A 22,108-nucleotide genomic window follows, 5' to 3' on the forward strand; every position below is an offset into this window, starting at 1 on the left:
CAATTTGCGATAAATAAGCGACAGATAAAGCTTATTTATCGCAGCTACTTTTTACTGAATACTAATAGGCTCCTCTAGCGCCAATAACACAAGGTAAAGTTGCGAGTAATATTCTAATATCATAACCGACGCTCTGTTTTTGAAGGTAACGGTCGTCTAACGCAACTTGGGTGTCAAAATCAGTATCCGCCCTACCCGATACTTGCCATAAACCCGATAAACCCGGCATTCCGTTAAGACGACATAACGCGGAAGTAGGATAAGCATTTACCTCAATAGCCAAAGCTGGACGAGGCCCAATTAACGCCATATCACCTTTAACAATATTGATTAATTGTGGCAGTTCATCGATTGAGAACTTACGTATAAATGCACCGACGATAGAAATACGAGGGTCATTTTTATATTTTTTGCAGATACCGTCCCGATCACTGGTACTTGGATCAGGCTCAGCATATCGACGATCCGTTTTTAAATACATTGAGCGGAACTTGTACATTTTAAAATGACGACCATATTTACCAATCCTATCTTGACTAAAAAAACAACTGCCGCCGCTTTCTAAACGAATAAGCAACATGACTATCATTAACAAAGGTGACAAAAACAGTAAAGTAATCAAAGCCGCTGAACGTTGCAGAAACATCGGTATACCGTTGTGTTTACCCGTCAACTTTACTGGATAAGAAGGAGTATCTTGTTCGCTGGAAACAATATATTGGTCAATAGTTGGGTTTGAAATAGTAGGATTAGTCATGATTAAAGTCCTCGACTTGCACGGTTAAAAACAAAGGTACGAATTAAAAATAGTGGGTTGCCAATAACATAGCGTTTAAATTTACTTTTTGGCTCTTGCATTAACCTCCAGACCCATTCCAAACCTAATTCGCGCATCCATATTGGCGCTCTTGAAATGTGTCCTGAGTAGAAATCAAACAATCCACCTACCGCCAATGCGGTGCGACAGGTCAGTTGTGGGGCGTTATCTTTAAGCCATTGTTCTTGCACGGGAGAACCCATGGCTAATAGCAAAATATCGGCATTCGACTGATTGATACGCTTTACTGCGTTGCTATCATCGGTGCGCTCAAAATATCCATGTTCAGCTCCCGCAATAATTAACCTTGGATATTGTTTTAGAAGGTTATTAGCAGTGGCAATGGCGACCCCAGGCTTAGCTCCCAATAGATAGATTGACATTCCTTGGGCCTGAGCAGCTTCGCAAAGTTGAGGCAACATATCTGTACCATTGAGATTATCTCTGATGTTAATACCGAGGTTTTTTGCAGCAAGCCTTAATCCGGAGCCGTCAGCAAAACTGCGGTTAGCAGCATTTAGATTAGATTTAAGTTGTGGATGATCGACACTTAAGTTGACTGAGTTAACATTAACAAAGCAGCCAGTTTTACAACTCTTAGGTTTTTGTTCGCCATTTATTAAGAGGTCTTGTTCAGACATCACCCAATCAACCGCATCCGTCATAGTGTCATTATTAATTTTCAGCCCGAACACACTAAAAATAGCAGGGGTGGTTAACTGAGACTTATTATTGTTATATAAAAACGTGGTGAGTCCGGCCTTTAATAATAGCGATACGTACCCGAGTCGGTTGCCAGAAAACTGCTGTTCAAGTAACTCATATTTTTCGATGGTGACGAGTCCACTGGCTTGATGCAAAGTCACCGCATCAAACAGACCCGCTGGAATAAAGGAATAAGACTGTAAACGCTCTATTTGCTGTGCGGTCAATTCAATATCAATGGGCATGCCACACAAGCTAATGCGTTTGGTCAACACAGCCCATAACATCGGCACACCTTTAAATAGCCCAGAACTAAAGCGCTGGTATTGAACAGGTCTACCAAGGCAGTCTTGCTTTGTAGAGTATTCAAAAACCGTTTTACCTTTGGCTACAGCCAAATATGTATTCAATAGAAGAATGGGTAAGCTCATTAATAATAAACAGGCGCTTATTGGGCGGTTAAACTCTGTGCCTAAGTAACGCTGCTGTTGGGTCCCATCGACAACACGACTTATTTCCTGAAGTAAAAATGGTTTAGCTGACATATCGATCTCCAATCACTGCTAGTTTTGGTTTACCTAGAGCGTGAGTATCTCTCTAGGATCCGTATAACAGTTACATTGCGTATCTTGTGCCAAGTTTTAAAAAAATTTAAACCATTGTTATAAAAGACTTTTATTTGATTTTAAGTAAATTTACGTGTTGTTTTTTTTCATTTTAAAAATGCAAATTGAGAATTTTTCTTATTACGAAAAAATGTATATGAAAGGGAGTATTAATGTTTATTGATAATATCAAATGCGAATTAGCAGCACTTTTTGCAGAGCTCGGTCGTATGCATATATCGGTAATGTTAGCTAGGTACGACCAAACTCTGAATAACGCTTTAATACTAATGCGGTGAGATTAGTAAGTTTATCTTGGGGAGGACAAGATTGGCTTTTTATCTGGGTTAAAGCCTGATATTTGCTGAATATTTTGGTCAATCTTGCTAGAGCCTTATGACTTAGATTGAGCCAGAGGTTGGTACGTAAAGGCCCAAAACTAAAATGTCGAATATAATCATTTAAGTCTGGATCGTAAGTATTATTCCAACTTCGATTTAGGGTGCTCACGAATTGACAATGCTTGGTATATTCAATGATGTGTCCATTTTCACCCCAGCCTACGTCATTTTCAGCCAATATTGGTTGATGCCGAGCTGTTATTATCGTGTTTAACCAGCTTCGCACCTTGCTATGATTTTTTATCAACATTACACCTGAGTTAAATCTTCCCGTGTAACTTTTCGCCAAATACAGGTATTTATTAGGCAGTAACACATTGTTTAGTTTAGGTGTGTGCGTTTGGATATAGGCATCAGCGTCGACAAATAATACAGCATCATAACCATTATCTAAGGCTTCAATCATTAAGGTTAACTTTAACCAACAGCACTCCACACCAATAGAAGTCGCATAAGGTCTGGTGACAACTTGATAAGTATAACCATTACGGTCTGCATAACGCTTGTGTGAAGCAATACAATCTTTATATAGCCATTGGTAACCGTTCAGTGCAATGCTAAATACTAACACGTTATTTTTCATAGTTTCACCACTCTCATACTAATTTTAGATGTCTTCTAATGCTTGCATTGCAAGAAACAATCCAATTCTACCGCTCAGTAAAAAGCAAGTTTCAGAGCAGCACCATGAAATTAGCTATGCGATTTAGGAATATCTTGTGTATTGCGTTGCAAATTGCAAACAAACCATAAAATAACGCAACCATTAGTGACTCAACATTAGCTAATCAATTGATTTATATATATTTTCAAACATGGCACGAAGTTGGCAAACCTTAGAGCTTGCACGAGCATCCCAACATATTATTGGGTGATGCAACCATTGTTAATATAACTAGAGAAATATTATGCACCGATTCTATCGAACAAGTTTAATCTGGGGATTAGCCCTATTATGTTTTCAAACCCAAGCAACGGAACAAGAAAATGGTCAATATGTATGGAAGTTTTTGTCAGGCCAAGAATGGCCTCAAGGATACAACCAAAATATAGGCAAGCCTGACAACTTAATTTGGAGCCGTGATGAGTACACTGATGACTTTTTTCAGCGTATTAATAACGCCTTACCAGAACGCGAGTTAAACCAAGCCTTCATCACAGATGACAAAGGGTCAACCATTCACATTACGGAGCAAGCTGAAGTGTTTGTGACCTTCATCCACGAAGGTGCAGGTTACAAAAACTCCTTTGGCTTTTTTATCTTTGACCCAGAAAATCCCCCCACGTCACCAGAAGAAGTCCGAGAAACCATTGTTTTTCCTAACTTATCCTATCCACATATGACAAAAGGACACAGGGTCAGCCTAGGTTTTTTTGAGGCAGGAACCAGTATTGGTTTTTTCATTGCTGCAAACGGTTTCGACTATTACAGTGGAGTTAAATCTAGGTCTGCACCTTACTACTACTCATTACAAGACTTGAATCCAGAAAATGACCCAGCGTTACGTCAGCATGCTGTTTTATTGTACGATGAAGACGTGGCGGAAGTGATTCTAGGGTTTGAAGATTTACCTAGAACTTGGGGCGATAATGACTTTAATGACGCGGTATTCAGTATCAAGTCGACCCCAGAGCGAGCCATAGAAAAAGAGAACCTAACGAAAGTACCTAATGTTAACGACAGTGACGCAGACGGCGTACCTGATGATCAAGACGAATTCCCAAATGATTATCGTCGCACTTATAGTAGTTATTTCCCTAGTCAGAACAGTTACGTTACGTTGGCTTACGAAGATAATTGGCCGAGCCTTGGAGACTACGACTTTAATGATCTAGTCATAAGAGAACGTCTACGCACTGTATATGATGCAAGTGGCCTAGTAAGCGGATTTATACTTGATGGTTTTATCGCAGCAAGAGGCGCCTCACAGAAAAATGGTTTTGCATTGCGCTTAGTCGATATTGAAGGCGCACAAATCGCAAGTGCTACGCTGAATATCAATGGTAACAGGTATCAAAAAAGCGTTGAAAATAATCAGACCGATGCTGTGATATCACTTTGGAGTAATAGTCATACCTATACTCAAACTGGAGAAACAGGTAAATGTTCACTGTTTAATACCAACAAACAGTGTGCTCAGTTTGATCCCGTTCCGTTTAGTTTTGATGTGAAATTTACGAACAGCCAATTGTCATTAAATCATTCAGCACTGGACTTTTTTATCTATCGCACCGCTGACCGCACCTTAGAAATTCATATGCCAGAGTACGCACCAACTGACTGGTTCAATACCGGGCGATTTGGGACGAAACAAGATACCTCTGATCCAAGTCAACAACGTTATTTTAAATCAGCAAACAACTTACCGTGGGCTATAAAAATAACCGATGACTGGCATTACCCACGTGAATATATTGATGTGTTATGGGCTTACCCTGACTATGAGCAATGGGTAGAAACATCGGGCCAACAATCATCTGATTGGTACAAGACAAGTGAGCGCAGCACTCACTTTTATCAACCTAAATAATTGAGGAGAAAATGATGAAACGACTTAAAAACAACAAAATAATACTCAGTTCAGCATTAACAAAAAAAGCAAATAGCTTGTCGAGAATTCTATGCACAGCTTTGTTCTGTTTGCTGGCTGTTTGCCAGGTTAGTGTGGCAGAAGACTATTTACCTGATTCTGAAAAATTGGTGACTAAAGCGGCTCAATCAAAGGATCTATATGTTGAACCTGACTTTAACTTTCAGACCTTCAATACTTATACTTTAGAATTATTTGTCAATGACTCAAATGGACAACCCTTGCAAGGCGTGCTTTTACGTATCTTTTCTACTGATGCTGAAAACGTAGGATCTGAAGAAAGTTTAGCTGCACAAAAATCATTGTTAGGCATCGTAAAGACGGATCATCATGGAAGTGTCTATCAAACTATTGAGATATCGGGGTCTATCAAACAGGTGTTACTGCAACTCAATAGTCAAAGTCCTAATAACCAAGTGCTGATTAAACTTGCTGATCAAGAATATATTAGCCATGTCTTTGAAGTGGATTAGTAGTAGCGCAATTTAAACCATGAGTGAGTATACATTTTGCGTGTATTGTTAAGACTAGGGCAATCAATATCAGTAAGTAATCAATACTGATATTTTTTGCCCCTATTAACCTTTATAATTTGTAACTATATGATGATATAAATCATTGTACTAAATAGACTTATTAAAAATATAGTCCGTTTTTTTTTCAACCAATTCAGTCTATTAAATACAACAACAGGCACGTTAAGGAGACATCAAATGAATGATGAAAATGCAGTAACTAAACCGCCTATGACAGTGCTTTGTGTGGATGACGAATTAGATATCACTCATGCTATGAAACGTTTGTTACGTAAACAAAACTACAATTTGTTATTCGCTTCAAGTGGTGCAAAAGCCTTAGAGCTTATGCAACTCAACGATGTTCATATGATCATTTCTGATATGAGAATGCCTGCTATGTCAGGTGCAGAATTATTAGAAAAGGTAGCCATATCTTATCCCAACAGCTATCGTATTTTATTGACTGGCTACGCCGATATAGAATCGACGGTAAGTGCTATTAACAAAGGAAAAATTCACAAATATATTCAAAAACCATGGAATAACGACGAGCTAATCAGTTCAATCGAAGAAGGGTTGCAAGAAGTCAGATTAAAGAATGAAAACATACATCTGCAAAAGCGCATAAAAAAAACAATAGCGGCCTTAAAGAGCTGAATCAAAACCTTAAAGATAAGGTGCAATTACGTACTAAAAAAATTCACACCGCATTAAATAAAATAGAGCGCAATAATAACGCCACCCAAAAAGTGTTGTACAACCTGATAAATATTAATCCTAATATCAACAGCGGTTTTGCAAATAGTGTAAGCCAATTATCTAAGCGAATAGCCGAGTATTTATCGCTATCCAATGATGAAGTCAGTGATATTACTTATGCAGCATTGTTATGCGAAATTGGCTTATTGGGATTAGTTACAGCCATCTATAGTAAGCCGTTTAGTGAACTTAACTATAATCATATGCAAGAATATCTGAGTCAAACTAAAATAGCGCAGCTTGCACTTGGACCGGCTCTGCATTTGCAAGCGGTGTCAGATATTATTACTTACCAATTTGAGTGGCACAATGGCGCGGGACCCAACAAGTTAGTTGATTCACAAATCCCCCTAGGAGCAAAAATTCTATCTGTAGCAAGAGATTACTGGCGTTATGCATTAGGCAGAATGACACGTTTTCAACAAAGCAACGATAGCGAAACTGCTACAGTATGAAAAAAGCCAACCCAAACCGATGTTTTTAATAATAGAAAATCAGCAGATTGAAGCCTAAATACTCACTGGAAAAGATAAGTTAAAGGTAGTGCCCAAGCCGATTTCAGAGTCGACAGTGACCTGCACATTATGTGCTTCAAGAATAACATAGGAGACAGATAGTCCTAATCCTGTACCCACACCAACAGGCTTAGTGGTAAAAAAAGGAGTGAATAGCTTACTTATCGTCTCTTCGTTCATGCCGCACCCCGTGTCTTTAACATGGATTATCACTCTTTGGTTTTCTTCAGTATGCCAAATACTGAGTTTTCCACCTCCTTGCATGGCGTAGGCTGCGTTGATAAACAAATTCATAAAGACTTGTTGTAATTGCCCCAAATTACCTAAGACTAAAGGGCTTGAATCGTTCATTTGATTATCAATTTGATGCTCATATTTAAATACGTTCCCAGCAATTCTCAACGCAGCATCAACACATTTATTCAGCGATATTTGAATCAGCTTTGCATCCCCAGCATGAGAAAAACTCTTTAGGTTTTCTACAATATCTCTGACCCTATTTAACCCTTCAATATTGGAGGTTAATAAAGCGACAGAATCCTCATCTATATAGGTAAGGTCAATTTTTTTACATAGGGCAATAAAAGACGACATATCCAAATTATTATGTGTTTGCAATTCACTTTTAATATCATCATGCAGGCTTTTATAATCCATTAAATACTCTTTAAGCACCTGCATATTTGAACGTATAAAAGCTAAAGGGTTATTGATCTCGTGGGCAACGCCAGCAGCTAATTGACCCAACGAGGCCATTTTTTCTGATTGAATGAGCTGACATTTTGCCGTTTCAAGATTGTATACTGAATCTTGAAGTTGAACATTTTGTCTGAGTATACGTTCATCGGTTAACCTTCTTTGGATACCGCTAGCGAAGTTATCTCTAGCTGTTGCCAAGATTGGGAAAATACACTCATCAACCAATTCCTTTCGGCTCAAGAATGCCAACCAGCCAATTTTACCGCCAGACAAGGAAAAATTCATATACAGCACCCAACCAAACTGCTGTAAATTGTAATTGTTAACCTCGCTGACCTGAGAAACAAACCACGACTCTAATATTTCAGTTTCGGTTAGGGGCAAGTTGTCGTTAACAAGTATTTGCAACTCACTTTGAGATTGCCATCCGAGTTCTTTACTCCATACCTTATCAACTGTCCCATCTAGTTCCACACCATCTTTAGTAACAAAGTAAAATCCATAATCTGCAGCACAATATTCGCAAGTGAGTTCAACCATGTTGCCGACCATATCGTTTAGCGGCATCTGCGATGCCCCGGCCATTGAAGTTTTCCCAAGGTATTCGAGCTCAAATTGTTTTGTTGTTGAAAAAGCCAATGCCTTTTCCAAAGACTGATTAGTTTGATAAATTTCCAGAGAATATCTCTCTAGCTGGTTTTCAGCCATATTCCGCGCTTTCTTTTCTCTTGCGGCTTTACGTTCGAGAACGGCAATACGTTTCTGAAGTTCCTCAACAGACTTATTCTCAGTTAATACAAGCTCGCCAGTTTGAGGCTCTATTTTTTTATTCACACTTTTTCTACATCAAGCACGCAACGGTGACCGCCTTCATGTTCACATTCAGATTGGGAAACCTTTATTTTTTGCCCCGTATGCTCAGCAAGTCCATGCACAATACCTTCACAGAAAAAACATAACTGACGTGGAGACTGATAATGAAATGAGAGCTTATTCGATGTTTCAGACAAAAATTCGAATTCGGGTATTAAGGCGTCTGGATTCAGTTTTTTCACCTCTATGTGAATAAAGTCCTGAACCGCATGTAAAAACTCAAATATATCTTTAAAGTCATGGACACCCTTTGGGGCCATATTATATAACTCTTTAAAAACCCACGTCCCAAAGGCAAACTGTACATCTTTTGCTGATATGTTTTTCTTTTCTACTACCAAGCCAATTAAGGTAAACAACTCTAGATCATCGTATGTGCCAACAGTCGTATAAATCCCTTCGCTTGGCAGTTCTGCCTCGCCTAGTATTTCATCCCAAAAATCTTCTCCCCATAACTCTTCGATAAATTCATTAAATTTTACAAACACAATGCCTTTCATGTCATTCGCCTTTGAATTCTATTGGTTATTTATTTTCATTAATCCAGTTATTAACTGTATAAAAATTATATACTTATATGCTAGATATATTGAATGAAATCAACCTATGTAAATTCATTACTTCTTGTAAAAGTGCACCCAATCCCTGCTAGCTTTATCGGCAGATAACAAAACTTTAACAGTATATTTGTAGATAATAAAGCAGGCGCAAAGTGTTTTAAGACTAGCAATAAACACCCGATTCATATTTAAACACCCTTTAAAAGATAACCATAGTGAATAAATTTAGTTAAAACAATACATTGAAAAAGTGCGCATGTCGGGACTAGTTGAGTTTGTGGCAACATTAATGTAGGTCCCAGCCACTTAAGATCAAAAGTTGACTGACAAAGCCAATGCTTTTGATTTATTCTCTTTAGGATAATGTATTCATGGTTAGCATCACCCAGATTGTTTTTGTGATGGAGACTTGCTTTACAACCAACTCATTCTAAATGGCGAATAAACAGTGAGTAAAAAAGTGAATAACAAAACTATGTTGAGTTTTTATGGGTTAACAGAGTTTAGCTCGAATGGCTGTGACCTGTGAAGAATGAATTAGATGCTTTAGTGCCCTTAGGTCGGCGAAGTTTAATTCAGGCTACAAATCTTACCGTCACTATTCTGGTCGCCAGTTTAGTGGCGATGAAAATGATATTTTTAGGGCTCGATTCTCCACCTCTCCCAGCATTTTTTGTGGTTATAACAGGACTGACTAATGCTATCTATATTAGACGTAAGGGTTCGATTGATATAGCAGCCTGGATACTAGTAGTTACGTCGCTCTTAGGTCTGGCCTTTGCCAGCGTTTATACGGGTGGATTTGGTGCGCCGGTTATATTGCTCGCGCCGATCGTTCCCATTATGACTGTGTTACTTATCAATACGCGGGCGGCATGTATATCTCTTGGACTGACCTGTTTAATTCTAGCAGGCGTTTTTGTTCTGAGTGTCTACGGTTATGTGCCTGAAAACCCGAAAGACCCAAATTTGGTTCTATTTGGTGATTATATTGTGCTCACTTACCTGTGCCTAGTATCGACTTGGGTAGTATCGAGATATGCTTCAATTTCTAGAACTTTGTTAGTCAAACTGGAGAAACAATCGAATATAGACTACCTAACTAACATATTAAACCGCCGAGCCATTGAAGCGAGGCTGTTGCTAGAGGTAGGTAGGGCGAAACGTTCAGACACCTGGCTATCGTTTATCATGGCTGATGTTGATTTTTTTAAGTTATATAATGATAGCAATGGTCATCAGGCGGGAGATAACTGCCTTAAAGATATAGCGAGGTTATTAGATGATTGTTGTGAACGCCCAACGGATGTTGTTGGGCGATTTGGCGGGGAAGAGTTTGTTTTAATATTACCCGACACTAATATTGATGGTGCACGAAGAGTTGCAGAAAATATACGAAAAAAAATGACAGACCTGAATATTCCATATGGGCCACAAAAACCGGAGCCAGTCACTTTAACCTTAGGCATAGTGAGTGCTCATGGTAATACAATAGATAGTATTGAAAAACTCATCCGAGATGCTGATGCCGCACTTTATAAAGGTAAAGATAAAGGTCGGAATTGTGTTGTCAGTAAGGTGTTTGGTGAGCCTGAAGTGAAACGTTAAAATGTTGCAATACTTTAAAGGGATGTTTAAAGAGGTAAAAGATTGGCCATTATTAACCTTAGAAAAAAGGGATCACATCTCATCTGTTTGTTACAGAGTCAAACAGTTAACTACCCGCTAACATCTAGGGCTACACATAAAGGTAGACCAAAAATCAAAGCATTAATTCGTACTTAAAGTTATTCACAATGTTGGCAAAAAGTTCAGGGCGATAAAAAGGCGAACCATGCCCTGTCATTTCCATAAGTTCAAACCTGCCACCAGGAATAGCGTTTGCGATGCGTTGCGCTGCATTTAAATTCATATCTTGTCGACCACATGCAACAAGCACCGGCACCTTAAGATTACCTAACAGTTCAGACGTATCGGGTTCATGTTGATGGGCCGTATGTGCATTCAACGCGGCGTCTCTATTTTCGTAAAACCGCCATGATTTTTTAGGCACGATCTCAATTTCCCCTGCTGCATCTAATAATCCTCTGGCTTGTGCAGCTAAGGCCTTTTGTTGTGACTGCTCGACCGGAGGCGTCAAGGCCACGTCAAATAAACCTAATGCCGTCAACTTTGTTTCATGACGCAATGCAAACTGAGCCGCAGTTCTAGCCCCATAAGCAACACCAAGTACAAAGGCTTTGGGGATCTGTAACACATCCATAATCGCGGCTAAATCGTCTGCATACTGAGAGAAAGTAAACGCATTTTCTTCACCCCATCCACTTTTCCCCGTTCCGCGAATATCAAACCGTAAAATGCGATATGACTTCAACAAAGTGGTGAGAACGGGTTCCCAAGCGGTTAAATTAACACTGGCCATATTAACCAAAGCCAACACCGGTTTGGAGACTTCACCGTCAAGGGAATAGTGAAATTCTACGCCGTTAGCTATCAGCGTTTTATTACTTTGTTGATACGACAAACACATAAGACTTCCAGATAAATAGCACAGCATTGAGTTTAGAACATTGATTGTAAAGCAGAAATATCAGGTGAAGAAGTATAATCAATGAAAAACGCGATCCCTGCTCTAAGCAATAAGCGACCGACTTGACTGGAGCGACAATGATGCAGCAAAACTGACTTTGCGAATGACGTGTAACTGACTACAAAAGAAATGAATGCCAATGATATATACATAGGGATGCATATTGGCGCTAGCTAGCGTAATATTTTGATTAAATATTTCCGACCGAGAACATTCTAATATGTTGCACAAATCCTCACTATTACTTCTTTTATGTAGTTTATGCTCTACATATGTTGCTGCCAATCAGGACGTAGAGCAGCAAATAATCCAACATGTTGATACCCAGCTCGACGAGTCAACGGTTTTACTTAAACAGTTGGTCAACATTAACAGCGGTACCATGAATTTTGCCGGTGTTGAACAAGTGGGTATGCTGTTGCAACAAAAATACGATGCTCTGGGATTTACTACACAATGGCTTGATGGCAATCAATTCGGCCGAGCAGGACATTTGATTGCGACTTATGAATCAACCAGTCATCCAGATGCTACAAAGATATTATTGATCGGGCATTTGGATACGGTATTTGCTAAGGATGATGATTTTCAAACTATCACTGAGCTTGCTAACGAACGTATGGCTGGGCCAGGCATTACTGACATGAAAGGCGGTAATGTCATCATGTTAGCGGCCTTGCAAGCACTGCAAAAGCAAGGTTTGTTGCAACAATTAAATATTATGGTAGTGATGACAGGTGATGAGGAATCAAGTGGTAGTCCATTATCACTGTCAAAACAAGCCATCATCGACGCCGCGATTTGGGCTGATATTGCTTTAGGTTTTGAAGATGGAGATGGCAATGTTGCCACCGCTGTTACCTCACGTCGGGGCTCTGTAAATTGGGCACTGACGGTCAAAGGTAAACCTGCACATTCATCACAAATTTTCACAGATGAAAACGGTGACGGAGCAATTTTTGAGACAGCACGTATTCTCAATGAATTTCGTGTTCAGCTGCAGCATGAAAAGTTGCTGTCCTTTAATCCGGGTGTGATAGCCGGTGGAACCAGAGTCACACAGCAAGGTGATAAATCAAATTACAGTGCATTTGGTAAAACCAATGTGATTGCAAAAGATACCTTGGTTAAAGGTGGGATCCGCGCAGCAAGCCCAGAGCAATTGGAACGGGCTAAAGTGATAATGCAAAAAATTGTCTCGCAAAATCTACGACATACCTCAGCCGTTTTGGAATTTCAACCCGGTTATCCGCCAATGGCGCAAACCCTTGGGAATTTGGATTTACTGGCATTATATAGCCAAGTGAGTGAGGATTTGGGTTACGGAGCAATTGTGGCAGTAAACCCTCGTAACGCGGGGGCAGCCGATATTTCTTTCGCCGCTTCTCATGTGGATATGTCACTCGATGGTTTGGGCTTAATGGGCAGTGGTGGCCACACTAAAGATGAAGTGGCGGATATGTCGAGTTTCGTCAAAAACATGCAAAAAACGGCGATACTCATTTATCGTTTGTCTCAATAATTTAGAATTTATATAGCAAAAAAAATTCCCACATTTTAAATTGGCAGTTGTAGGAGCCACAACAACTGCCAATTGGCATTCTTAATTTCTTTTAATTTTTTTATCCACTTTAGCCATTAATTGATTAATTTCAACACGCCTAAATTCATCTGCGAGAGGTCTTTCTTGTCGCGCAGGTGCTTGAAGAGCCAGCATTAAGTGTTTCTTTGCTTTTGTATATTCTTTTTCGTCAAATAAAAACTCACCATAAAAGTAGTTTGAATCAATGCCATTTGGATTGATTAACATCGCTTTTTCTAGCATTTCTTTGGCAGTATCGTCATCACCGAAACCAAGTGGCCAGCCAGGTACTTTGTGATAAAGCGTGCCCAGACTGGTATAAGCGGAACCATTCAGGGCTGAATCATCAATTTTCATCGATTCTTCAAGGGCTTTTTTCGCCTTTTTAGCTAAAGATAAAGCCCCTATACCGCCTTTCGCCCCTGCATAGCTAGACTCTATAATCCCCAACCAGACTAGTCCGTTCGCATTTTCGGGATTTTCTGCCACTAAAGCTTGGGCTTGTGTAACAAGATTTTCGAATCCATCTTCTTGAGCATCATCAACAAGTTGATAATTGACTTGAACCCAGTGTTGTTGCAGGTTAAGTAGCTGTGTATTAAAATTTTCTGCAGCAAAGGTAGTAAAAGATGTTGCAGCTAACGAAGACGCAGTCAATAAAACTACCGCACCAAATTTGCTGAATGATTGAGTAAATGTCATAGGAATATCCTCTTTAAAGTAAAATAAACAATCATGCTTGTGATGACTGTTTTAAATAACGTTTAATAATTAAAAGCTTAGACTGGATGGCGTTGTCGACTAATTTTGGAATACATCCGTTTATTCGAGCAAACAGTTTTTCAGGCCAACCGACTACCTGCTCTCGTTTCTTACTATTTAGAAAAATCATAAAGGCTTTAGCGACGCTATCAACACTATCTACCGCGTTACCAAGGGCGGTATTCATATCGTCGACACTTGCAGGGTTTATATTGGTATGGGTTGCACGGGGTGCAAAATATCCAAAACGAATATTGGTATCAGCATATTCACGAGCAAGGGTCTCAGTAAAGCCACGCAAACCGAACTTGGAAGCACAATAACTACTAAAACCAGGATAACCAATATAACCAAAGGCCGAACCAACCTGAATAACGTTAATTGGCCCTTGATCAGAGTGATGCTCAGTGCTCAACGCAGACTTGGCCAGAAACGCCTGAGTAAACAACATGGGTGTTATCAAGTTGGTCTGCATCAAATCATTGATAAATTCTGGCTTAGACGCTTCAAATGCCACAAAGCTAGATAAGCCTGCGGCATTAACCAATACATCGATAGGTTGATTGGCAAAAGCGAGGTCAAGGATCTGCGCACGATCTTCTGATTTGTTTAAATCACCCATCAAAATTTCACAGTTTCCGAGCATTGTGAGTTGAAGCTGTGCAAGTTTCTCCCGATTACGCCCTTGGATAAAAACTTTGTAGCCATTTTCACAAAGAATTTTGGCAATCGCACCGCCGATACCACCTGATGCACCAGTGACTAAGCAAGTCTTAGTATTCTTTAGAGGTTCCAAAGTTATGCCGCCTGCATTTGGCTAGCAGACACTTCTAGGCTTCTAAAGATGTTGCCGTACAACACGTAAAAACGTTTGGCACTTTGAATAATGAGTGCTTGCTCTTTTGGACAATCGATTTTGTTCATTAAGGATTCAAAAAACTTTACATGTTCGATATCTAATGAGCCGTGAGATACCAAATAGCTGAACGCTTTTTTAGGTAAACCTAAAGCCTCTTTAATATTGCTGGCTGCGTTATCGGCCATCGCAATACTTGTGCCCTCCAAGACGTGCACCATCCCGAAAAATCCAAGAGGGTTGACTCTATTAACCATGTCATAGGCGTATGCAACCATCAACTCAGTGGCCATTGAAGGCGAAGTTGCGCGTACCTCTTCTTTGTCGTAACCACAGCTTGCAATGTCGTTTAGTACCCATTCTTGATGACCTAATTCTTCTTCAATATATTCAGCCACTGCTTCACGTAACCATTCTTTGCTTTCAGGTAAACGACTGCCCACCGACATTAACAAAGGCACGGTATGTTTAACGTGATGATAAGCTTGGCTTAAAAATGCCACATAGTCAGCAGTTTCAATATCCCCAGAAAAGCAGCGTTTAATGATCGGAGACGACAACAAATAATCACGTTCAGTGGTCGTTTCGTTTAAAAGTCTTTGATATAAGCTCATGGTATTTTTTCCTTCTTTCACCACTACAAATTTGCTGTGATTAGCGTAAATCGCAGCAATTTTTGCTTGGTAATGTTGATTAATTTGTTCACGTCTCGGACGCATGTTGGCGGTATACAATCCGTCTTCAAAACCCATGGCTTGAGTCAGGATTATATTGGCCTTAATTTGTGCATAATCGGGTAACTGACTATTCATTTTATTGATAGTGTCATGAATAACAGCTTCGGTAATTTGCTCTGATATGGGCACTAAAATCGCCATACAAAAAGGTCGACTATCACCCAGCACAACAGACTGCAAAAATAAGCCTGTCGCCTGTAATTCAGATTCAATCCATTCAGGAGAAATATTCCGCCCGAAAGAATTGATGATGGTGTTCTTATTACGACCTTGAATGTAAATTTTATTATTTTCGATAGTGGCGATATCCCCAGTAAAAACCTGGGTTTTGTACCAAGAGTTAGCGTCCTCCAAATACCCTAAAAAGGCATTACCGGTTATGACTAACTCGTCATTAATGACTTCTGCTTTTAAGTGCTCCAATACTGTTCCTGCACTTAATACGTCATCGTTATGGGGCGTATTGATACACACAACAGAACTGCATTCCGATAACCCATAACCTTGATAAACAGGTAAACCTATACTTCTGGCATCTGCCAACAATGAGGCTGAGACTCGGCTACCACCCACAGCAATAAATTTAAGTGACGCTGGTGGTTGCCAGTTATTCTTAGTCGCCATTACCAATACCTGAAGTAATTCTGGCACCAAAATCAAGGTGTTTGGCTGAGTTTTACTGATGCAACTTAACAGTTCATGGGGATTAACTAATCGGCTACCTTCAAATCCACGTTCTGTATCACTCGCTAGCACCACCGTGCCAGAAGCTAACATTGGGCAATACACGCCAGCGATGTTTTCAAGCAAGGTTGGCAGGGGTAACAAACACAAATGCCGGGGATTCTGTAAACCAATACTGGCAACCAGTGCATTGGCCACTGCCATTTGATTTTTGATGCTTAAACAGACTCCTTTAGGAGTGCCCGTTGAGCCTGATGTATAAGTGATTTTGGCCGTTCCTTTGGGTGCCTTCAATTTAGTATCTTGCACTAATTTGTAAGTACTAAGGGTGACTGGTTCACATTCAACTGACTCACCAAAATTGATTTTTTGTTGACTGAAAAGAATGTTTGGTTTCACCGAAAACAGCAATTGGTCATATTGGGTTTGAGTGAAAAACAATGGAATAGGCGTAAAAATCAGCTGTGCCATTTGGCATGCCAAATCAACAACGATCCAATCAATGGAATTGTCTGCATGCAAAGCGACTGAGGTGACTTTTTGCTCTTTCAACCATAAGGATAATGTTTTAACTCGCACTGCTAAGTCAGCATAAGTCATACTGCTATCCGACGTTTCAATGGCAACTTGATGCTCAAGCCCTTGGGGGATATTTGAAAATTGTTGTATCAAGTCACTCATTTTAATGACCTTTTAAGCTTGCTGGTAGTCAGTGCAATTTTGGATGCGAGTTGCTCAAACATCTGCTTAAAGTGCGGTGACTTATGTACTACCTTCATTACACTGGCCAGAGAAACAAAGACAACTTGAGGGTTTGTTTCGTAGTAAGAACCCCATTTTTGTGATGCCCCTAGTAATTTGTTTTTATCCGCAGGGGCAATGTGGTGACACTCAATACCTGCTTTGCCAATTAATTTAACGACATGATCAGTACCCGCAAATGCCATATGCTCATAGCCGTTACAAAACAATGAAACGGCAGTGGTAAGAAACAGTGGAATAGTAAACTTGTTTGAATTGCTATAAAGATGACCAATTTCAGCAATAAGCTCACGAGTTACCGTTGCATATTTTTGCGAAACGTAATGTTCGATAGGTTGAGCTAGATACTGTTCAATAAATAAGGTGTTGGTTGCGGCTCTGATCCCCAAAGCAGCCTTAAATTTGCCATTATTAATGGCTAAAACATAAGGCATACTAATATCAATGTCTGCACCATAAGTCGATGCAAAGCCTGCTTTGATAAACTGCTCTGCGGCTAAACGTCCAGCATCACTTTTTTGATAAACATCGAGGGAAAATCCATACTTTGAATGAGTTAAAGGTGTCAATTGACGAATATGGTGCACCTTAAGTAAACGTTGTCCAGTAAAAGGCATAGTCACTTTGTAGTCACTGACTAATGTTGTTTGTTCTGCTTGCATCATGAATTGCATCATTAAGACCTTTTGTTACTTTCTGACAAAATAATAAAGGTCAAGCCTTAAAATAAACTTAAGGTTTAAAAAGACATTGAAAATATTGGATGGTGAATTGCTTCAAGAGTGAACAATGATGGTAGGTTCTTAGGAATCACAATAAGTGACGAATAACTAAAAAAGTTAAACACTTCACTTTTTATCCTTGTGTTACCTGCTTCCGTTGTGCATGGCTACTTAATTTTGATAATTAAAATATCTGGACCACAGAGATCCTAGAGGCTGCGCGCACATAGAAGTTATTAAGTTTAACGGACGGGTTTGAGCAATCACGCAATACGTCGATGCAATCATCCCAGCTATATTCGACATACGTTTATCTAGTTGAGTCACTTAACGATGACCAACGAGCATCGGGCTTCCAGTTTTTGATCCAGATTGGGATATCACTCGCAGGCATAGGCTTAGCTATGGCATAACCTTGGGCTAAGTGACAGCCCATTTCTAATAATATTTTTCCTTGTTCACTGGTTTCTACTCCTTGTGCAATCACTTTGCATTTGAAGGCTTTAGACAGGCCGATAACCCCTTCGACTGTAGCTCGATCGCTTGGGTCAGTTAACATTTTTGCGATAAATACCTGTTCAATTTTAAGTGTAGTGACAGGTAGGATCCTCAGATAGGTCAGGGATGAGTAGCCGGCACCAAAATGATCTAAAGCAAACTGAACTCCCATATCAAGACACTCCTGTATCACACCAGTAACTTGTTCTAAATCATTAAACGCAGCCGTTTCACTTACTTCCAGCTCTAAATCATTTGGATCCACGTCAGGGTGGGAAGACATGATCTCTGCTAGCCTGCTCAAAAAGGTTTTCTGCTGCAATTGTAATGCGCTGATATTCACACTCACGTGCAGGTCCAGTGCTATGCTTCGCCATTCCTTGATTTGTGCCAATACTGAATTAAGAACCCATTCTTCCAGTTCTATCGATAAAGGGTTATCTTCAATCAAAACTGGAATTTCAACGGGTAATAATAAGCCACGATCTGGATGTTGCCAGCGTAACAACGCTTCTACGCCAATAACCTTGCCCAGCTTCATATCCACTATTGGTTGGTAAAACACTACAAACTGGTGATGAGTTAATGCGAAGCACACAGCTTCGAGACTTTCAGTATGAGCTTTTAAAGCGATATCTTGTGTTACATCGAATAGGTGGTAGCAATTTTTACCCATTTTTTTTGCTACATACATAGCCTGATCTGCATGACGTAAAAGCAAATCAGCATTAACGTTATCTTCAGGAAAGATAGTCACCCCAATACTCGCAGTGACATTAAGCATAAGATCATCGACAAATACGGGAGCAGAAGCGGCTAGTAGCAGGCGTTCTAATAGAGGTTTACAACTTTGAACTTTATCTAAATCGGCTAACACTGCGACAAATTCATCTCCTCCAAAACGTGCTAAAGTGTCCCCTTCTCGCAGGGTCTCTTTCATACGATTTGACATAGTGATTAGCAATCTGTCACCGACACCATGACCATGGGTATCATTCACCGCTTTAAACCCATCTAAATCTAGAAATACTATGGCTACTGATTTTTTATTGCGCTGACATTGCAGTAATGTCTGAGCGAGTCTGTCTGACAGTAATGTTCGATTGGGTAGCTGAGTCAATGCATCATAATGAGCAATCCGTTCTAATTGACTTTGATAGTTTTTTATACTGGTGATGTCAGAGAACAAAGCAACGAAGTTTTGTATTTTCCCCTCTGAATCACAGACACTACTAATGGTCTCAATTTCAGCATAGACTTCACCCGTTTTTCGGCGATTCCAGATTTCGCCAATCCAATAACCATTTCTGATTATTTCATTCCACATGTCTATATAAAAATCAGGGGATTGCCTGCCTGACGTCAAAAACCGCGGGTTTTGACCGACCGATTCTTCTCTGCTATAGCCGGTTATATGGGTAAAATTTTCATTAACATCAATGATGATGCCAGACGGATCAGTAATCATAATGCCCTCGTGGGCATGATTAAACACTTCGGTAGGCAGACTAAATTTTTCTTCTGCTACTTTTAAATCTGTAATATTTTCGTGAGATAACATCAGATGTTCGTTATCATTTTTAAAATGTGTAACACGAACTTTAAACCAACGCTTTTGGGTAGGACTATGACAGGGGTATTCCATGGTGAACTCATCAATCTCGCCTTGAATGACCTGCAAAGCCCCTGCAACTAAAGGTTTAGCATCATAAGCGTCAGAGCCTTGAGATTGACTGCAAACTTGAAAATAATTGTCGCCAATAAAATAATGACTGGATAAGGGTGAAGCACAGTTTTTGTCGTAAAAATTTCGCCATGCCTGATTAACCAACAAGATGTCACCCGCTTTGTTTAATATACAAACACTAGGCGAAAATGCGTCAATTGCGGACTGAATAAAAAAACTCTCAGCATCTGGCAGCTTTGACTCAGCCCCATTGGCACTGGAATCCTTGATTGGTTTTGACATAAAGTACTTCCAGAGTATTCATTTATATTGATAGCAATTATGCTCATAAAATAGACCTATGCAGGAAGAATAAGCACTAGACATTAATAATTTAGCGGGCTAAATCCCCAAGTCGAATACTCATTGGTGTGGTGCCCGCATGGTTCATTTCCTGATCCAACATTGTACGAAATTCTGCAGTGTCGGAAGCAAATATGATACCCACACCTTCTTTGTTGCAATGCATAACCAAGCCTTTTTGTTCGACACAAGCCTGGCCTTTATCTTTGTGGGTGAAATAGATTTTAATGAAGTCATTAGTTACCAGTTCAGGCTCGGGTAATTCTATAAAAGCGCCAAAAGTATTAATATTTCGTGTAAAGGCGTGCCCTAAATTTGCCCCCTTAAATTGAAGCTGGACATCTAAAGCTAAGGGTATTCGAGTATAAGTACGATGATGAAGAGACACTTCAACTCCTGCTGTTAAATTTAGAAGATATTAGCTTTTTCTTTCAGTATTGATTATCTATTAACTAAGATCAGTATAGGAGTATTTCTATAGATAAAATTGACTTGAATCAATTTAGAATAAGAGGAGGATAAAAATTATTACCGCCTATCTAATTCGCAATAGGCTATATTCGGGATGCAATCATGAAGTAAAAATGACGGTTCAAAATTAAATAGAATTGTTCAAGTTTTATTTTCATAAGCAACAACTCTATTACGGCCTTGATTTTTTGCTTGATAGAGTGCTGTGTCGACTTGATAAAACGATTCAATATTCGATTTTGAATTAGGATCAACTTTAGATACACCAAAACTTGCAGTAAGATCCCCTATATTAGAAAAAGAATATTCATTAATAACAGTGTGTATTTTCTCAGCAATACCCATAGAATTTTCTAAGGATGTTTCGGGTAATAGAATAATGAACTCTTCCCCGCCCCAGCGGGATAAAAGATCAGTTGCCCGGATATTTTTGGATAATAATTCTGAAAACTCCTTTAGTACAATATCCCCCACCTGATGTCCATATTCATCGTTAATTCGTTTAAAGTGATCAATGTCGATCAAAATTAAGCATAATTTGTTGTTATAACGTTTGATTTTTTGATGTTCGATTGCGAAGTTATCATCAAAGTATCGTCTATTACGTAAACCGGTAAGTTGGTCAGTGACAGACAATTTTTCTAATTCCAGCAGATGGAGCTTTTCTTTTTCTCTTATTTCTTGAATTGTCTTATAGGCTGAATTTGCTGATACTTCAAAAAAATAGGAGGCATACACTATAGCTAAAGAGGCGATTGTAAATCTTACAAATCCTTTTAAATTCCAAAAGCCGTAGTCCCATTCACCTATTCCTAGATAAGCCATTGGTATGATTGCTAAGTAAAAAAGAACAACCATTATCATGCCTTTGCGTGTTCCTAATATAGGAATAACAAATAATGGATAACAAAGAGTCCAAACGAGTGCAAAACTTTCGTTTCTAGCGAAATATGAAAAAATGACCAAGAAAGTGAAGAGAAAAATGGTGGCAAAATAAGCAGAAAAATTAAAACTTTTTTTGACAATCAGTGAATACAGCGCGAGCGCCGCACAGATGGAGATAATAAAGTTTACAAGGGGTAAAATGTAGTTATCATCATCAAAATTAATAAAAACAAATACACCAAAAGTAATAGTGGTAAAGATAAGTAAAGCAGCAGTCATAATAATTCTGCGATACAAAAAAGGGTCTTTTTTGATCTCTTTATCTATTGTGAAACCAGCTTTTATACTTTCTATCATTTTGGGTTAGCCCTACTGCGCTCCAGAAAAATCAAAGGCGGGAAACTCACCACTTACACGTTCTTCAAGTGCTGTTTTAGATTACTCAGATTAATTATAAATTACTAATCATTTTCTCAATCCTAGCATT

Annotated in this window: 19 protein-coding genes and 1 pseudogene; 6 read left to right on the top strand and 14 right to left on the bottom strand. The window is 39.3% G+C overall.

All coding sequences use genetic code 11. The features are described 5' to 3' along the window. Positions 1–61: 61 nt before the first annotated feature. The 3 genes from CXF95_RS00115 to CXF95_RS00125 form a co-directional block, all read right to left on the bottom strand. The gene (locus CXF95_RS00115; protein ID WP_101196822.1) at positions 62–757 is read right to left on the bottom strand and encodes a sugar transferase; all 696 of its coding nucleotides are present in this window, start codon (positions 755–757) and stop codon (positions 62–64) included. Between the two features lie 2 nt (positions 758–759). Then, entirely contained in the window at positions 760–2,067 is a 1,308-nt protein-coding gene (locus tag CXF95_RS00120) for a WecB/TagA/CpsF family glycosyltransferase (RefSeq protein WP_101196823.1), read from the bottom strand. Positions 2,068–2,379: 312 nt separating this feature from the next. Continuing rightward, the gene (locus tag CXF95_RS00125) at positions 2,380–3,111 is read right to left on the bottom strand and encodes a hypothetical protein (RefSeq protein ID WP_101196824.1); all 732 of its coding nucleotides are present in this window, start codon (positions 3,109–3,111) and stop codon (positions 2,380–2,382) included. Positions 3,112–3,436: 325 nt separating this feature from the next. Between CXF95_RS00125 and CXF95_RS00130 the strand changes: the two genes are divergently transcribed. The 4 genes from CXF95_RS00130 (at position 3,437) to CXF95_RS00145 (ending at position 6,851) form a co-directional block, all read left to right on the top strand. Beyond that, positions 3,437–5,059: an LruC domain-containing protein gene (locus tag CXF95_RS00130; RefSeq protein WP_101196825.1), complete on the top strand. Its 1,623-nt coding sequence runs from the start codon at positions 3,437–3,439 to the stop codon at positions 5,057–5,059. Positions 5,060–5,073: 14 nt separating this feature from the next. Further along, positions 5,074–5,592 (top strand): hypothetical protein, encoded by a 519-nt coding sequence (locus CXF95_RS00135; protein WP_101196826.1) that lies wholly within the window; start codon positions 5,074–5,076, stop codon positions 5,590–5,592. A gap of 240 nt (positions 5,593–5,832) precedes the next feature. Next, positions 5,833–6,294: a response regulator gene (locus CXF95_RS00140; RefSeq protein WP_101196827.1), complete on the top strand. Its 462-nt coding sequence runs from the start codon at positions 5,833–5,835 to the stop codon at positions 6,292–6,294. A gap of 20 nt (positions 6,295–6,314) precedes the next feature. Beyond that, positions 6,315–6,851, top strand: coding sequence for an HD-GYP domain-containing protein (locus CXF95_RS00145; protein WP_101196828.1), 537 nt, complete (start codon positions 6,315–6,317; stop codon positions 6,849–6,851). A 54-nt stretch (positions 6,852–6,905) separates the two neighbouring features. Here CXF95_RS00145 and CXF95_RS00150 read toward each other — a convergent pair whose 3' ends face one another. After that, the gene (locus tag CXF95_RS00150) at positions 6,906–8,444 is read right to left on the bottom strand and encodes a sensor histidine kinase (RefSeq protein WP_101196829.1); all 1,539 of its coding nucleotides are present in this window, start codon (positions 8,442–8,444) and stop codon (positions 6,906–6,908) included. Further along, complete coding sequence (locus CXF95_RS00155; RefSeq protein WP_101196830.1) at positions 8,441–8,983, bottom strand: heme NO-binding domain-containing protein; 543 nt, start codon at positions 8,981–8,983, stop codon at positions 8,441–8,443. Before CXF95_RS00155 ends, CXF95_RS00150 begins: the two co-directional genes overlap by 4 nt. A gap of 585 nt (positions 8,984–9,568) precedes the next feature. On the opposite strand from CXF95_RS00155, the gene CXF95_RS00160 reads away from it, so the two are divergent. Further along, entirely contained in the window at positions 9,569–10,651 is a 1,083-nt protein-coding gene (locus CXF95_RS00160) for a GGDEF domain-containing protein (protein WP_101196831.1), read from the top strand. A 154-nt stretch (positions 10,652–10,805) separates the two neighbouring features. Here CXF95_RS00160 and CXF95_RS00165 read toward each other — a convergent pair whose 3' ends face one another. Next, the gene (locus CXF95_RS00165) at positions 10,806–11,573 is read right to left on the bottom strand and encodes an alpha/beta fold hydrolase (protein ID WP_101196832.1); all 768 of its coding nucleotides are present in this window, start codon (positions 11,571–11,573) and stop codon (positions 10,806–10,808) included. A 280-nt stretch (positions 11,574–11,853) separates the two neighbouring features. Here CXF95_RS00165 and CXF95_RS00170 point away from each other — a divergent pair, with 280 nt between their 5' ends. Further along, the gene (locus CXF95_RS00170; protein ID WP_101196833.1) at positions 11,854–13,155 is read left to right on the top strand and encodes a M20/M25/M40 family metallo-hydrolase; all 1,302 of its coding nucleotides are present in this window, start codon (positions 11,854–11,856) and stop codon (positions 13,153–13,155) included. Positions 13,156–13,236: 81 nt separating this feature from the next. Here CXF95_RS00170 and CXF95_RS00175 read toward each other — a convergent pair whose 3' ends face one another. From CXF95_RS00175 to CXF95_RS30205, 8 genes and pseudogenes are all read right to left on the bottom strand, one after another. After that, positions 13,237–13,917, bottom strand: coding sequence for a hypothetical protein (locus CXF95_RS00175; protein ID WP_101196834.1), 681 nt, complete (start codon positions 13,915–13,917; stop codon positions 13,237–13,239). A gap of 31 nt (positions 13,918–13,948) precedes the next feature. After that, positions 13,949–14,773, bottom strand: coding sequence for an SDR family oxidoreductase (locus CXF95_RS00180; RefSeq protein ID WP_157828018.1), 825 nt, complete (start codon positions 14,771–14,773; stop codon positions 13,949–13,951). A gap of 2 nt (positions 14,774–14,775) precedes the next feature. After that, entirely contained in the window at positions 14,776–15,447 is a 672-nt protein-coding gene (locus CXF95_RS30195; protein WP_232787579.1) for a TenA family transcriptional regulator, read from the bottom strand. A 522-nt stretch (positions 15,448–15,969) separates the two neighbouring features. Beyond that, a pseudogene (locus CXF95_RS30200) lies at positions 15,970–16,935 on the bottom strand (AMP-binding protein); the annotation flags it as partial. Beyond that, complete coding sequence (locus tag CXF95_RS00190; RefSeq protein ID WP_101196837.1) at positions 16,932–17,693, bottom strand: thermostable hemolysin; 762 nt, start codon at positions 17,691–17,693, stop codon at positions 16,932–16,934. The pseudogene CXF95_RS30200 and the gene CXF95_RS00190, both read right to left, overlap by 4 nt. Positions 17,694–18,048: 355 nt before the next feature. Beyond that, on the bottom strand, positions 18,049–20,205 hold the full coding sequence (locus tag CXF95_RS00195) for an EAL domain-containing protein (RefSeq protein WP_101196838.1): 2,157 nt from the start codon (positions 20,203–20,205) through the stop codon (positions 18,049–18,051). Between the two features lie 91 nt (positions 20,206–20,296). Next, positions 20,297–20,653 carry a PilZ domain-containing protein gene (locus tag CXF95_RS29385; RefSeq protein WP_157828019.1) on the bottom strand — a complete coding sequence of 119 codons (357 nt, stop codon included), beginning with the start codon at positions 20,651–20,653 and terminating at the stop codon, positions 20,297–20,299. A 224-nt stretch (positions 20,654–20,877) separates the two neighbouring features. Continuing rightward, positions 20,878–21,978 carry a GGDEF domain-containing protein gene (locus tag CXF95_RS30205; protein WP_232787545.1) on the bottom strand — a complete coding sequence of 367 codons (1,101 nt, stop codon included), beginning with the start codon at positions 21,976–21,978 and terminating at the stop codon, positions 20,878–20,880. Positions 21,979–22,108 lie beyond the last annotated feature (130 nt).

Source organism: Paraglaciecola sp. MB-3u-78 (assembly GCF_002835935.1).
Classification (GTDB): Bacteria; Pseudomonadota; Gammaproteobacteria; order Enterobacterales; family Alteromonadaceae; genus Paraglaciecola.

Bases quoted from the DNA above. Each gene is read 5' to 3' on its own strand.
- CXF95_RS00115 (WP_101196822.1), bottom strand. From the start codon at position 757: ATGACTAATCCTACTATTTCAAACCCAACTATTGACCAATATATTGTT.
- CXF95_RS00120 (WP_101196823.1), bottom strand. From the start codon at position 2,067: ATGTCAGCTAAACCATTTTTACTTCAGGAAATAAGTCGTGTTGTCGAT.
- CXF95_RS00125 (WP_101196824.1), bottom strand. From the start codon at position 3,111: ATGAAAAATAACGTGTTAGTATTTAGCATTGCACTGAACGGTTACCAA.
- CXF95_RS00130 (WP_101196825.1), top strand. From the start codon at position 3,437: ATGCACCGATTCTATCGAACAAGTTTAATCTGGGGATTAGCCCTATTA.
- CXF95_RS00135 (WP_101196826.1), top strand. From the start codon at position 5,074: ATGAAACGACTTAAAAACAACAAAATAATACTCAGTTCAGCATTAACA.
- CXF95_RS00140 (WP_101196827.1), top strand. From the start codon at position 5,833: ATGAATGATGAAAATGCAGTAACTAAACCGCCTATGACAGTGCTTTGT.
- CXF95_RS00155 (WP_101196830.1), bottom strand. From the start codon at position 8,983: ATGAAAGGCATTGTGTTTGTAAAATTTAATGAATTTATCGAAGAGTTA.
- CXF95_RS00165 (WP_101196832.1), bottom strand. From the start codon at position 11,573: ATGTGTTTGTCGTATCAACAAAGTAATAAAACGCTGATAGCTAACGGC.
- CXF95_RS00170 (WP_101196833.1), top strand. From the start codon at position 11,854: ATGTTGCACAAATCCTCACTATTACTTCTTTTATGTAGTTTATGCTCT.
- CXF95_RS00175 (WP_101196834.1), bottom strand. From the start codon at position 13,917: ATGACATTTACTCAATCATTCAGCAAATTTGGTGCGGTAGTTTTATTG.
- CXF95_RS30195 (WP_232787579.1), bottom strand. From the start codon at position 15,447: ATGAGCTTATATCAAAGACTTTTAAACGAAACGACCACTGAACGTGAT.
- CXF95_RS00190 (WP_101196837.1), bottom strand. From the start codon at position 17,693: ATGATGCAATTCATGATGCAAGCAGAACAAACAACATTAGTCAGTGAC.
- CXF95_RS00195 (WP_101196838.1), bottom strand. From the start codon at position 20,205: ATGTCAAAACCAATCAAGGATTCCAGTGCCAATGGGGCTGAGTCAAAG.
- CXF95_RS30205 (WP_232787545.1), bottom strand. From the start codon at position 21,978: ATGATAGAAAGTATAAAAGCTGGTTTCACAATAGATAAAGAGATCAAA.